This window comes from Streptomyces sp. NPDC002776 (assembly GCF_053592195.1).
In genome coordinates this window covers 115,726-128,698 of record NZ_JBSFVG010000001.1, presented here as the reverse complement: position 1 = coordinate 128,698, position 12,973 = coordinate 115,726, and the positions used below count along the sequence as shown (strand labels likewise).

The 12,973-nt window shown below is 71.6% G+C and carries 13 protein-coding genes; 8 read left to right on the top strand and 5 right to left on the bottom strand.

Features of this window, described 5'->3' with window-relative positions:
- Window positions 1-2 precede the first annotated feature (2 nt).
- On the top strand, window positions 3-212 hold the full coding sequence (locus ACWD11_RS00620) for a hypothetical protein (RefSeq protein ID WP_451280444.1): 210 nt from the start codon (window positions 3-5) through the stop codon (window positions 210-212).
- 4 nt (window positions 213-216) lie between these two features.
- On the opposite strand, the gene ACWD11_RS00615 is transcribed toward ACWD11_RS00620, so the two are convergent.
- The gene (locus tag ACWD11_RS00615) at window positions 217-1,584 is read right to left on the bottom strand and encodes an ABC1 kinase family protein (protein ID WP_451280442.1); all 1,368 of its coding nucleotides are present in this window, start codon (window positions 1,582-1,584) and stop codon (window positions 217-219) included.
- Window positions 1,577-2,794, bottom strand: coding sequence for a TOMM precursor leader peptide-binding protein (locus tag ACWD11_RS00610; RefSeq protein WP_451280440.1), 1,218 nt, complete (start codon window positions 2,792-2,794; stop codon window positions 1,577-1,579). Before ACWD11_RS00610 ends, ACWD11_RS00615 begins: the two co-directional genes overlap by 8 nt.
- Before the next feature lie 236 nt (window positions 2,795-3,030).
- On the opposite strand from ACWD11_RS00610, the gene ACWD11_RS00605 reads away from it, so the two are divergent.
- From ACWD11_RS00605 to ACWD11_RS00590, 4 genes are all read left to right on the top strand, one after another.
- The gene (locus ACWD11_RS00605) at window positions 3,031-3,627 is read left to right on the top strand and encodes a M48 metallopeptidase family protein (RefSeq protein WP_389415041.1); all 597 of its coding nucleotides are present in this window, start codon (window positions 3,031-3,033) and stop codon (window positions 3,625-3,627) included.
- Between the two features lie 132 nt (window positions 3,628-3,759).
- A complete protein-coding gene (locus tag ACWD11_RS00600) occupies window positions 3,760-5,505 on the top strand; it encodes a TerD family protein (protein ID WP_451280438.1) in 1,746 nt (581 codons plus the stop codon).
- A 13-nt stretch (window positions 5,506-5,518) separates the two neighbouring features.
- Window positions 5,519-6,199, top strand: coding sequence for an AIM24 family protein (locus tag ACWD11_RS00595; RefSeq protein ID WP_015657951.1), 681 nt, complete (start codon window positions 5,519-5,521; stop codon window positions 6,197-6,199).
- A 16-nt stretch (window positions 6,200-6,215) separates the two neighbouring features.
- On the top strand, window positions 6,216-6,971 hold the full coding sequence (locus ACWD11_RS00590) for an AIM24 family protein (RefSeq protein WP_389415039.1): 756 nt from the start codon (window positions 6,216-6,218) through the stop codon (window positions 6,969-6,971).
- A 44-nt stretch (window positions 6,972-7,015) separates the two neighbouring features.
- On the opposite strand, the gene ACWD11_RS00585 is transcribed toward ACWD11_RS00590, so the two are convergent.
- Both ACWD11_RS00585 and ACWD11_RS00580 read right to left on the bottom strand, forming a co-directional pair.
- Window positions 7,016-7,531, bottom strand: coding sequence for an NUDIX hydrolase (locus ACWD11_RS00585; RefSeq protein WP_389415038.1), 516 nt, complete (start codon window positions 7,529-7,531; stop codon window positions 7,016-7,018).
- Complete coding sequence (locus ACWD11_RS00580; RefSeq protein ID WP_389415037.1) at window positions 7,528-8,961, bottom strand: zinc-dependent metalloprotease; 1,434 nt, start codon at window positions 8,959-8,961, stop codon at window positions 7,528-7,530. The genes ACWD11_RS00585 and ACWD11_RS00580 overlap by 4 nt, the downstream gene beginning before the upstream one ends.
- Before the next feature lie 193 nt (window positions 8,962-9,154).
- Between ACWD11_RS00580 and ACWD11_RS00575 the strand changes: the two genes are divergently transcribed.
- The 3 genes from ACWD11_RS00575 (at window position 9,155) to ACWD11_RS00565 (ending at window position 12,270) form a co-directional block, all read left to right on the top strand.
- The gene (locus ACWD11_RS00575; protein WP_389415036.1) at window positions 9,155-10,267 is read left to right on the top strand and encodes an SDR family oxidoreductase; all 1,113 of its coding nucleotides are present in this window, start codon (window positions 9,155-9,157) and stop codon (window positions 10,265-10,267) included.
- Between the two features lie 131 nt (window positions 10,268-10,398).
- Window positions 10,399-10,860, top strand: coding sequence for a molybdenum cofactor biosynthesis protein MoaE (locus ACWD11_RS00570; RefSeq protein WP_389415035.1), 462 nt, complete (start codon window positions 10,399-10,401; stop codon window positions 10,858-10,860).
- 315 nt (window positions 10,861-11,175) lie between these two features.
- Window positions 11,176-12,270 carry a YlbL family protein gene (locus tag ACWD11_RS00565; RefSeq protein ID WP_389415034.1) on the top strand — a complete coding sequence of 365 codons (1,095 nt, stop codon included), beginning with the start codon at window positions 11,176-11,178 and terminating at the stop codon, window positions 12,268-12,270.
- A 51-nt stretch (window positions 12,271-12,321) separates the two neighbouring features.
- Here the strand turns inward: ACWD11_RS00565 and ACWD11_RS00560 are convergent, their stop codons facing one another.
- On the bottom strand, window positions 12,322-12,864 hold the full coding sequence (locus tag ACWD11_RS00560) for a PPA1309 family protein (RefSeq protein WP_389415033.1): 543 nt from the start codon (window positions 12,862-12,864) through the stop codon (window positions 12,322-12,324).
- Window positions 12,865-12,973 lie beyond the last annotated feature (109 nt).

The following is a 12,973-nucleotide window of genomic DNA, read 5'->3' as shown; positions in this document are numbered from 1 at the left end:
GGGTGACGAGTCTTCCCGGAGGCGGTGACGACGCCGGCTCCACTTCGGAGCCGCAACCCCTGATGTGCGCCGGGTGCGGCGCCACGGCCGAGGGCCCGCAGGCCACCTGGACCTTCTCCGTGGAGAACGGCGAGCGCCACTACTTCTGCGACGTCTGTTCCCGGCAGAACCTCAGAGCGATCGAGGGACGGCTGGAATCGTCCTGGTGGTAGCGGCTCAGGCCCCCGCGGCCGACTCCTCGGGGGTCTCCCCCTCCGGGACGAATCCGGGCAGCCACTCCTCCAGCTCCTCGCGCAGTCGGACGGTGGCCCCCAACTGGCACAGCACGCCGATCGTGCTCAGCGTCACCCGGTGTATCAGCAGGTAGGCGGGGGGCAGATTGAGCTGCTTGCCCAGCTGGTAGGCGGGGGAGCGGGGGTCGGCGACCCGGGCCGCCTGGCCGCGCATCCAGCCCCGGCTGAAGGCGAACGCGTCGACCTCGGCCGGTTCGATGATCGGCAGGAGGTAGTCCAGGACGGCGTCCGGGTCCAGCTCTATGGACTCCTTGACGAAGCCCTCCCGGCGCAGCAGTTCGTAGACGCCCTCCGCATCGCTGTCCAGGGTCATCCGCAGCGACTCCCCGATCGGGGTGGGCAGACCGCCGGGGAGGCGGTCGACCGTGCCGAAGTCCAGCACGCCGAGGCGCCATTCCTGCTCGCCGTCCGGGTCACCGGGCAGGAGCCGGAAGTTGCCGGGGTGCGGGTCGGCGTGCAGCAGGCCGGTACGGGCCGGGCCGGAGAAGAGGAAGCGGGCCAGCAGCTGGCCGGCGCGGTCGCGCTGCTCCTCGGTGCCGTCCGCGATGATCTCCGACAGCGGTATGCCGTCGATCCACTCGGTGACCAGGACCTGGTCGCACTGGTGGACCACGTCGGGCACCACCACGTCCGGGTCGTCCGCGAACTCCTCCGCGTGAGCCCGCTGCGCCTGGGCCTCCAGGCCGTAGTCCAGCTCCTCGGAGACCCGGTCCTTCAGCTCGGTGATCAGCGGCTTGATGTCCATGCCGGGGACCAGGGGGCCCAGCAGACGGGCGAACCGGCTCAGCTGGGTGAGGTCGGAGAGCAGGGCCTCACCGGCGCCCGGGTACTGCACCTTGACCGCCACCGCGCGGCCGTCCTGCCACACCGCCCGGTGCACCTGGCCGATGGAGGCCGCCGCGGAAGGCTTGTCGTCGAACTCGACGAACAGCTCGCGCCAGTCCTCCCCGAGCCGTTCGGCGAGCACCGCGTGCACCGTGCGGGTCGGCATCGGAGGCGCCGCCTCCTGGAGCTTCGTCAGCGCCGCGCGGTAGGGCCCCGCGACCTCCTCGGGCAGCGCCGACTCGAACACGGACAGGGCCTGCCCGAACTTCATGGCTCCGCCCTTGAGCTCGCCGAGCACCTTGAACATCTGCTCGGCGGTGCGCTGCTGCAGCTCCTTGCCGACGAGTTCCGCGGACTCGCCCACGATTCGCTTGCCCAGTCCCCAGGTCGCCCGCCCGGCGAAGCCGAGCGGGAGCGCGGCGAGCTTGGCGGTGCGGGTGACCGCCTTGCGGGGAAGATCAGACATGCGCCCTCCAGGTCCCAACGGGACGAGCGTTCGCCTGACGGCGTGACATTCTCGACGGCCGTTGCACCGCCATTGTCTCGTGCGCCTCCCCCTCCTTGGAGGTGTGTCCTTCCTTACCTTTCTCCGCGGCCCCGCACGGACATGCGGGATGGGCCCAGACCGGGCGTGCGTGCCAGGTCAGACCGGGCAGTGACACCTCCCAGCGGGCGCCCGCGCTGGAGGGGGTCCCGCCGTCGAGGAAGGCCAGGGCGTGAGCCGCCGCCAGTCCGGCCACCATGGCCGCCAGTGCCAGGTCGCAGGCCGGTACCGGGCGCGGCCTGCCCACGCCCGAACGCCACTGGGCGACCAGCCGGGGCCAGACCGGGTCCCGGTCGGTGCGGCCCTCGTGCAGACAGCCCGCACAGCCGGTCTCGCCCGGCAGGACGAGCGGACCGACGACACCGGTTCCCTCGACCACTCCGGCGTAGAGATGAGGAGTGCCGGAAGCGATCAGCGGCTCGGCGGCGGACGGAAGGGGCGCGTGCACCCCGACCTCGTCCCGTGGGGCGAGGATCACCAGGGAGTGACCCGGGTCGGCGTCACCGGGCCGCGACTGCGGGCCGCGGCGGGGCGGGCGGTCCGGGGCGGCCCGGCGTACGGCCCGGCGGACGGCCTCCTCCCTGCGCTCACCGATCGCCTCGGCGGGCAGTCCGCCCGGCGCCACGTCCCACGGCTCGACCCGGCCGCCGTCGCGCACGTCGACCTCGCCGACGCCCGCGCCGGACAGCAGGGAAGCCAGCACCGCCCCCACCCGCCCGGCACCGCGCACCTGGACACGCAGGGAGCCGCGGGCGGTCAGCCGGTGCATGGCCTCGCCCGGCTCGGAGGTGGTCAGGGAGAGCGAGGCCAGGTCGGGGCGGAGCCGGTCCATCGCCTCCTTCTTCCCGCGCAGCTCGGCACCGCCGGGGCCGCCCCCGCGCGCGTCGTCGAGCAGCCCGGCCCGCGTCAGCCGGGTCACCAGCCCGTCGACATGGCCGTCGGGCAGGCGCATCCGCCGCCCCTCGGCGCGCAGCAGGTCCAGCCCCCGGGTGCCGTTGAGCAGGTCGAGGAAGCTGCCCGTCGCCGTGTCCATCGGGCCGAGCGTCATCGCGTGCGCGGGCGTCATCCCGAACTGCACGGTGTTGAGGTCGCGCCAGCCGCGCCTGAGCGCCGGCTTCACCATCGGATGCATGACAGGCCCCCGTAACTCATGGTCGGTCCCCGTGTGCCACAGGCGGCCGTCGCGTGTTCCTTGGAGTCGGTCGCGGTCGCCCCGGCAGAGCCAGCATGCCCCCGGCCGCGGTCCGGCGCCGAAAGTTGTCCACAGGCCCCGGAAATCTTCGTACAAATCAAACGCATGGTGGGGTCTCGGCGCGGAACCGTACCGGAGTCGGGACTTCCCCCGTGTGCAGCGGGTAACGTCAGGGCGTGTCCGTCGACCCACTGCACAGCGCCGGAACGCCACAGCGCCGCCCGCCGAGCCCGCCGCCGAACGGTTCGGGGGCGAGCGCGATCGAGGTGCGCAGAAGTGCCCGTCGGCGCCGGACGGTCTCCGCGTACCGCGAGGGTGATCGCACCGTCGTGCTGATTCCCGCGCGGATGTCCGAGGCGGAGGAGCAGCGCTGGGTGAGCGTCATGCTCGACAAGCTGGCCGCCCAGGAGAGCAAGCGGGTGCTCGGCGACACCGAGCTCGCGGAGCGCGCCGAACGGCTCTCCGCCCAGTACTTCGACGGCCGGGCCCGGGCCGGCTCGGTCCGCTGGGTCACCAACCAGAACACCCGCTGGGGCTCGTGCACCCCGGCCGAGGGCAGCATCCGGCTGTCGCACCGCCTCCAGGGCATGCCCGAGTACGTCGTCGACTACGTCCTGCTGCACGAGCTCGCCCATCTGCTGGTGCCCGGCCACGGGCCCCGGTTCTGGCGGCTGCTGGAGGCGTATCCGCGGACCGAGCGGGCCCGGGGTTACCTCGAAGGAGTGGTCGCCGCCGACCGGTTGCCGCACCTGCCCGGCACACGCGGAGAGTGACCGTCCGCCGACCTTCCGGTACCGCGGGGCGCCGGTTCTGTACCGGCTCTGTACCGACTTCGTCCGGTGTCCGAGTTTGCCGTTAGCCTGACGCGACGCACTCGTATTCGGGATGGGGGACGGTCGTTACGCATGGCCAGGGAATTCCAACGCGGCCACAAGGCCAGGATCAGTGACCTCACCGCGGGCACGGATCTGTACGTAGGCGTGCAGATCTCCGGTCCCGGTCTGACCTTCGACATCAGCTGTTTCGGCCTCGACGCCGATGAACGGCTCTCGGACGACCGTTACTTCGTCTTCTTCAACCAGCCGAAGACCCCCGAGGAGTCCGTTCAGCTCCTGGGTGCCCAGGCCGGTGACACGGAGTCCTTCCGGGTCACGCTGGACCGGATCCCGCCGCAGATCCACAAGCTGTCGTTCACCGCGACGCTCGACGGCGCCGGGCAGATGTCGCAGATCAACCCCGGATACATCCGCATCGTGGCCGGCGGCGAGGAAGTCGCCCGGTACGCGTTCAACGGCTCGGAGTTCAGCACCGAGCGGGCCGTCATGCTGGGCGACTTCTATCTGAAGGACGTCTGGCGGTTCGCCGCGGTCGGCCAGGGCTTCGACGGCGGGCTCGACGCGCTGCTGAAGAACTTCGGCGGCGAGGTCATGGAGGAAGAGGCTCCCGCCCCGGCCCCGCAGCAGCCGCAGTCCGGCGCGACCCCCGGTTTCGCGCCCCCGGCCCAGGCCACCGCGCCCCCCGCCTTCGGCGCACCCGCGGCCGCGCCCGCGCCTGCCCCCGCCCCGCAGCCCGCCCACCAGGGCTTCGCGCCCCCGCCGGGAGCCACGCCTCCGCCGCCGGCACCGGCCCCCGCGCCGTCGGTGCACGCCCAGCCGACGATCATCGCGCCCATGACACCGCCCGGCGGCACCCAGGTACCCCCGCCGGCCCCCGCACCCGCGCCGTACGGCCAGCCCGCCCAGCCGCAGCAGCCCTACGGCCAGCCGCCGCAGCCGCACGGCCAGCCGCCGAGCGCACCGCTGCCCCCGGGCTACGGCCAGCCCCAAGCACCGCACGCCCCCCAGGGCTACGGCCAGCCCCAGGCACCGCACGCCCCGCAGGGGTACGGTCAGCCGGCGCCGCCTCCCGGCTACGGCCAGCAGCCCGCGTACGGACAGGGCCCGGGCCACGCCGCCGCCCCCTACGGTGCCCCCCAGGGTGCTCCCCAGGCGCCCGGTGTGGCCGGTGCGCTGGAGCAGTTCCGGGAGACGCCCACCGGGCAGCGCTGGACGCAGCAGAACAAGAAGATGATCCGCGTCGACCTCGGTATCGGCGGTCAGCCGGTGCTGGCCCGGCAGGGCAGCATGGTGCTCTACCAGGGCAAGGTCGACTTCAGCTACAAGGGCGCAGGGTTCGCGGGCCGGATCGCGGGCAACGCCACCGGCCAGGAGATGCAGCTGATGCGCTGCACCGGCCAGGGCCAGGTGTTCCTCGCCGAGAACTCCACGATGCTGCACCCCATCGAGCTCCAGGGCGACGGGGTGTGCGTCTCCGCCGAGAACGTCCTCGCCTTCGACGAGGGCCTGCAGTACGAGGTCCGCCGTATCGAGGGACACGGCATTCCCGGCGGCGCGCTGTTCACGATGCAGTTCACCGGCACCGGCACGATCGTCGTCAAGACGCACGGCACGCCGGTCGTCCTGCCGGTCACGCCCACGACGTTCGCCGACTGCAACGCCGTGGTCGCCTGGTCGGCCGCCGCGCAGGTGGTGGTCTCCAGCCAGGTGCGGATGCGCCGCAACGCCTACCCCGGCGACACCGGAGAGAGCGTCAATCTCCAGTTCCGGGCCGCTCCCGGCAACTTCATCGTCGTCCAGCCGTACGAGATCTGAGGGAGAGCCCGTCATGAACCAGCCGCTCGCGGGCTACGCTCCCGCGCCGGTGACCGCCCGCATGGAGAACCACGGCAACCACATGCTGAAGGTCGCCATGCAGACCGGGAACGACCTCCTCGCGCGCGTGGGGTCGATGGTCGCCTACGAGGGGTTCGTCCAGTACGAGCCCAACCCGCCGGCCGTGCGCCAGATCGCCAAGGACTGGATGACCGGCGAGGGCGCGCCCCTGATGAAGTGCTCCGGCGACGGACTGCTCTACCTCGCGGACTACGGCGCGAACGTCGTCGTGATCAACCTCAACGGCGACGGCATCTCCGTCAACGCCACCAACCTGCTGGCCTTCGACGCCCACCTCACGTGGGGCGTCGAGCGGGTCAAGGGCCTGGCGAAGTTCGCCGGACAGGGCCTGTGGAACACCAAGATCTCCGGGCAGGGCTGGGTCGCGCTGACCTCCCGGGGCAAGCCGATCGTCGTCGACTGCGGCGGTGGCGAGAACGAGACGTACGTCGACCCGGACGCGCTCGTCGCCTGGTCCCCGAACCTGAAGGTGAAGGGCAAGCGCAGCTTCAAGGCGCAGTCGCTGATCGGCCGGGGCAGCGGCGAGGCGTACCAGATGGCCTTCTCCGGCCAGGGCATCGTCGTCGTCCAGCCCAGCGAGGACAGCACCGACCGTCTCCGGGTCCGGGGCTGAGGGGGAGCACCACACCATGCAGAGTCCGCTTTTCGCCCATAACGACCAGCAGACCCAGGAGCGCTGGAGCCTGCAGAACAAGCAGATGCTCCGGCTCACCCTGGAGGGTCACGACGACATCCTCGCCCGCAAGGGCACCATGGTCGCCTACCAGGGCCTGATCGAGTTCGACGCCGAGTACCAGAGCAACGATCAGGGACGCTCGCGGGCCCACACCGGTGAGGGCCTGGACCTGATGCGCTGCCACGGGCAGGGCACGGTCTTTCTCGCCAACCTCAAGCAGCACATCCACCTGATGGACGTCGACCAGGACGGGCTGACCGTCGACAGCAGCTATGTGCTGGCGATGGACTCCTCGCTGCACCACGAGGTCATCGCGGTGGACAGCCTCTACGGCATCTCCGGCTCCGGGAAGTACCAGCTCAACATCACCGGCCGTGGCAAGGTCGCCCTGATGACCTCGGGCATGCCGCTGATGCTGCAGGTCACGCCGGACAAGTACGTCAACTGCGACGCCGACGCCATCGTCGCCTGGTCCACCAGCCTGCGCGTCCAGATGCAGGCCCAGACGCACTCCTCCGGGGTGTGGCGGCGCCGCGGCAACACCGGCGAGGGCTGGGAGCTGAGCTTCATGGGCAGCGGCTACGCGCTCGTGCAGCCCAGCGAGCTGCTGCCGCCGCAGAACGCCCAGCTCGGTTCGGGCGTCGCCGCCCAGTACGGCATGGGCCAGCAGGGCGCCCGCGGCCAGAACCAGGGCAACGTCTGGAGCTGAGCCGGGCCAAGGGGTGACCGCGAGGGCGGTCACCCCTTACGGTTTCACAGCCCGGCGCGGGTTGCCTCGAGCAGCCGTACGACGGAGTCGTCCGCCACGTCCGCCACCTCGTCGTAGGCGAACCAGCGCAGGTCGAGCGACTCGTCGCTGATCGCCTCCACCGCTCCGCCCGGGGCTATGGCGGCGTACTGCACGTCCAGGTGCCACGCACAGGGCGTCCGGTGCCGGTCCAGGCGGACCGGGGTGCTCCGCAGCAGGCGCAGCGAGGGGATGCCCGACTCCTCCGTGGCCTCCCGGAGGGCGGCCCCCGAGAGCGTGTCGTCGGCCCGCTCGCAGTGACCGCCCATCTGCAGCCACATGCGCAGCTTCCGGTGGAGCGTGAGCAGGACGCGCTCGCGCTCGGGGTCGATCACCAGGGCGCTCGCCGTGATGTGCCCGTCCTTGCAGTCCTTCCACATTCCGTCGGAATGACGGTCCAGATGGTCCAGGTAGACCTGGCGCAGATCCTGCTGGTCCGCGTAGGTCTTCAGTACCTGGACCGCGTCGGCGTGCAGTGTCACTCGGAGTCGTCGTCCTTGTCCTTCTCCGGCTTCCCGGGGGAGCCGTCAGCCGCCTCGCCGAGCATCTTGTCCAGCTCGGAGAAGTCCAGCTGCTCGCGGTGGACGAAGCCGTCCGGGTCGTCCAGGTCGGTGGCCGTCGGCAGCATGTCCGGGTGGGACCACAGGGCGTCCCGGCCGTCCACCCCGCGCGCGTCCGTCAGCGACGCCCACAGACGCGAGGCGTCGCGCAGCCGACGCGGACGCAGCTCCAGGCCGATCAGGGTGGCGAACGTCTGCTCGGCCGGGCCACCCGAGGCGCGGCGGCGGCGCAGGGTCTCGCGCAGCGCGTCCGCGGAGGACAGACGCGGCTTCGCGGCCGCGTGCACCACCGCGTCCACCCAGCCCTCGACCAGTGCCAGAGCAGTCTCCAGACGGGCCAGGGCGGCCTTCTGCTCGGGCGTGTCCTCCGGCTGGAACATGCCCTGCTGGAGGGCGTCCTGAAGCTGCTCGGGGTTCTGCGGGTCGAACTGGCCGACCACGTCCTCCAGCTTGGCGGTGTCGACCTTGATCCCGCGCGCGTAGCCGTCGACGGCACCGAACAGGTGCGAGCGCAGCCACGGCACATGGGTGAACAGGCGCTGGTGGGCGGCCTCGCGCAGGGCGAGATACAGCCGCACCTCCTCCTTCGGCACGCCCAGGTCCTTGCCGAAGGCGTCGATGTTGACCGGCAGCAGCGCGGCCTTGCCGGCCGGGCCGAGCGGCAGGCCGATGTCGGTGGAGCCGACGACCTCGCCCGCGAGCACGCCGACGGCCTGCCCGATCTGCGTGCCGAACATGGCGCCGCCCATGGACCGCATCATGCCGATCAGCGGGCCCGCCATGGCCTGCATCTCCTCCGGCAGGACATCGCCCATGGCGGTGCCGACGCGCTCGGCGACCGGGTCCACGAGCTCCTTCCAGGCCGGCAGCGTCGCCTCGACCCACTCCGCGCGGGACCACGCCACCGCGGAGCCCGCGCCGGAGGGCAGCGACGTCGCGTCGTCGAGCCACAGGTCGGCGAGGCGGACGGCCTCCTGGACGGCGGTGCGGTCGGCGGGGCCGACACTCGCGTCCTTGGTGCCGTCCGACGTGCCCTGGGAGACCGTCTGGCGGGCGATCTGCTTGGCCATGTCCCAGTTCACCGGACCGCCCTCGTACGAGAGCATCTGGCCGAGCTGCTGGAACGCGGCGCCCAGGTCGGTGGGGTTCAGCGAGCCGAACATGGCAGCGAACGGGTTGTCGGCACCTGGACCGCCCGGGCCGCCGAAGCCCCCGCCACCGGGCAGGCCGCCGAAACCGAACGGGTTGGCAGGTCCCTGACCACCACCGCTCTCCTGGTCCTTCTTCTTGCCCTCGTCGCCGTCGTCCGGCTCCTCCGGCGGAAGGCCGAATCCGAATGGGGTGTCACTCACGGGATTCCTCGGCTGGTAAGGCCGCCGGTTCTGCTCCGACGGCACGACTGCCCGATAACACCACCCAGCGTAGACACCACGGGCGGATAGGGCCTCGGTGCTTCGCCGACTCTCGGCCTGCGGCAGGATGGATGCCACCTGGTACGTACGCGTCACGCGCGTCCGTACTGAAGACAACCGCTGGAGACGCCCGGTGAGTTCCCCTGATCCGCAGGTTCGCGCAGCGCGAAACCAGTCAACCAGTCCCGCGGCGCGTGGCCCCGTCGTGGCGGTCACCGGTGCCGCGTCCGGCGTAGGAGCGCTGCTCACCGAGCGGCTGGCCGCGTCCGAGGAGATCAAGCAGGTCATCGCCATCGACGAGCGGCGCGGCGAGTGCGCGGACGCGCTGTGGCACATCCTGGACGTGCGGGACCCGGCCATCGCGGAGAAGCTGCGCGGCGCCGACGTGGTCGTCCATCTCGCGCTCGATCTCGATCTGGAGACCGACGGAGCCGCCCGGACGGCCTACAACGTCCGGGGGACACAGACCGTGCTGACCGCCGCCGCGGCCGCCGGGGTGCACCGGGTCGTCCTGTGCACCTCCGCGATGGTCTACGGCGCCCTTCCCGACAACGAGCTGCCGCTGGCCGAGGACGCGGAGCTGCGGGCGACCGCGGAGGCGACCGGCGTCGGCGATCTGCTGGAGGTCGAGCGGCTCGCCCGGCGGGCGCCCAGGGCGCATCCGGGGCTGAACGTGACCGTGGTGCGGCCCGCCATCCTCGTCGGCGGCACGGACACGGCGCTGACCAGGTACTTCGAGTCGCCGCGGCTGCTGGTAGTGGCCGGGTCGCGGCCGGCCTGGCAGTTCTGCCATGTCGAGGACCTGTGCAGCGCGCTGGAGTACGCCGTCCTGGAGAGGGTCGACGGAGAGCTCGCCGTCGGGTGCGACGGATGGCTGGAGCAGGAGGAGGTCGAGGAGCTCAGCGGGATCCGGCGGATGGAGCTGCCGTCCGCGGTCGCGCTCGGGGCGGCGGCCCGCCTGCACCGGATCGGCCTGACGCCCTCGCCGGCCGGGGACCTCGCGTACACCATGTATCCCTGGGTGGTGAGCGGGAGCCGGCTGCACGCCGCCGGATGGCGGCCCCAGTGGACGAACGAGGAGGTGCTGGCCGAGCTGCTGGAGGAGGTCGCCGGGCGGCACACGGTGGCCGGGCGGCGGCTCGGCCGCAAGGACGCGACGGCCGCGGGGGCGGCCGGGGCGACGGTGGCCCTGCTGGGCGCGGCCGCGGTGGTGCGGCGGGCACGGAAGGCCCGGCGGCGGATCTGACGGGGCGCCCGCTGCCGTCATGGCGGGGCCCGGCGGCAGCCGCCGTCTGTAGGAGGCTCCAAAGCCGCACGCGTGTGTGCCGGGTGATTTCGGTATTCCGCGGGTTCCTCCGGGTGGGGCACGATGGGGGCATGGCACCCATGAACGACCACCCCGGCGAGCTGACCGGGCAGGACCCCATCAAGTTGATCGCCGTCCGGGAGACCGCGCTCTCGCTCGACGAGGTCTTCCGGGCCGTCGGGGACGACGCCGCCGGGGGGACCGCCCTGTTCGTCGGGACCGTGCGCAACCACGACGGGGGTGCCGACGTCGATGAGCTGGGGTACTCCTGTCATCCCAGTGCCGAGAGCGAGATGCGGCGGATCGCCGAGAAGGTGGCCGGTGCGTACCCGGTGCGGGCGCTCGCCGCCGTGCACCGGATCGGGGATCTCCAGGTCGGGGATCTGGCCGTCGTCGTCGCCGTCTCCTGTCCCCATCGCGGGGAGGCCTTCGAGGCCTGCCGGAAGCTGATCGACGATCTCAAGCACGAAGTGCCCATCTGGAAGCACCAGAAGTTCTCCGACGGCACCGAGGAGTGGGTCGGCGCCTGTTGAGCCGTGCCCCGCCCGCCTCTCCGGTTGCGTAACCGCACCCCTGCCCCGAGCGTTGTCAGTGCGGATGGTTAATCTGCTGATCAGTCAGTTGCGGTCGCTCAATGGGGTTGGGAGGACGGCATGGCGGCGCTCGCCTGGTTGCTGATTCCGCTTGTCGCTGCGATCGGCGCCGGTCTGTGGGGCAGTTGGGCCCACCGGACGCGAAAGGCCCGTAGCGACGGTCCTGAGCTGGACGGATATGCCCGGTTCCGTGCGGCCATGGAGAAGACTCAGCCCTGACGGGACGCCGACAGGGGTGTCACGTACTGTCGAGGCATGCCACGCCGCACCGCGACGATGCTCGCCTCCACCCTGATGCTGATCGCGCTTTTGTGCGCGGGAGTGTTCATCCCCGTGCCGTACTCGGAGATGTCCCCGGGGCCGACGGTGAACACCCTGGGGGACCACGGCGGCGAGCCGGTGCTGCAGATCTCGGGCCGCAAGACGTACGCCGCCGGCGGGCACCTGAACATGACCACCGTCCGGGTCACCAGCGCCGACTACCGGATGAACCTCGTCGAGGCCGTCTACGGCTGGCTCGCGCACGACAACAAGGTCGTGCCGCACGAAACCCTCTACCCCGACGGCAAGACGGAGGAGGAGTCCACCCAGGAGAACGCCGAGGAGTTCAGCCAGTCCCAGGAGAGCGCGAAGGTCGCCGCGCTGGAGGCGCTGGACATCCCCGTGCAGTCCTGGGTGATCGTCTCCACGGTCGTCAAGGACTCACCGGCCGAGGGCAAGCTGCACGCCGGCGATGTGATCAAGGCCGTCGACGGCACGGCCGTGCGCGAGCCGGCCGACGTCGCCGAACTGGTGACCAGGCACCAGCCCGGCGAGGACGTCGACTTCACGATCGTGCCCGCGAAGGAACAGGCCGAGGCCGAGAAGGAGCAGCGGGCGACGGCCAGGACGGAGAAGGTCACGATCACCACCACGACCGCCGACGACGGCGGCGAGAAGCGCGCCATCGTCGGGATCTCCGCCGGGACGGACCACACCTTCCCGTTCAGCATCGACATCAAGCTCGCCGACGTGGGCGGGCCGAGCGCGGGTCTGATGTTCGCGCTCGGCATCTACGACAAGCTCACCCCGGGCAGCCTCACCGGCGGCTCCTTCGTGGCCGGCACCGGCACCATCGACGACGACGGCAAGGTCGGCCCCATCGGCGGCATCGAGATGAAGACCGTCGGCGCCCGCGACAAGGGCGCCCAGTACTTCCTCACCCCGGCCGACAACTGCGCGGCCGCCGCCCAGGACATCCCCGACGGGCTCACCCTGGTCAAGGTCGGCACCATGGACGACGCGCTCGGCGCCCTGAAGGACATCCGCGCCGGCGACACCGCCGACCTGCCGACGTGCGGCGCGAGCTAGGACCCCGGCCCTCAGTCCCGAAGTGCGGCGCGAGCCAGGACCCCGGGAACGTCAGTCCTCGAACGTCGCCGTCAGCGCCTCCGCCAGACCCGGCACCAGGTCCTTGCCCGTCAGGACCTCCGTCGGGGTGTCCTTCTCGCGCAGCCGCAGGGCCGACTCGCGGGTGCCGTCGCGCAGCACGGCGACCGTCATCCGGACCTCCTGCCGCTCGGGGTGGTTCGCCACCCACTTGGTCAGCGCGGCCCCGCTCAGGTCCTGCGGCACCTGGGCCTCCGCGGACGGCGGCAGCATCAGCCGCTCCACGGTGAGCGCGCAGCCGGTCACCGCGTCGGGCCAGGCGATGGTGCCGAGGAATTCGTCGAGCGGCTTGCCGGTGGGAACCTCGTCCTGCTCGATGGGGGTCAGGCCGGAGGTCTCCTGCTCGTCCTCCAGGCCGAGCTGGCGGGCGAGGCCGGGTTCCTGGGCCCGCAGCCGTGCGGTGTCTACGAGGGCGAACAGGCGGGCGGGCTGGTCCCAGCCGAGGCCGGAGGCGTACTCGTCGATCTCGAGTACGGCCCGGGTGAGCGGGCTCGCCGCCATGGGAGTGTTGGACATGGTCACAATCCTGCCTCGTTCCCACCCGGAATCGGGAACCGAGTAAAGCGTGAGTAAGTTGCATAGGTGTGGGCCTACGATCACGAGGCCCCCCGGAGGGCTCCACGAG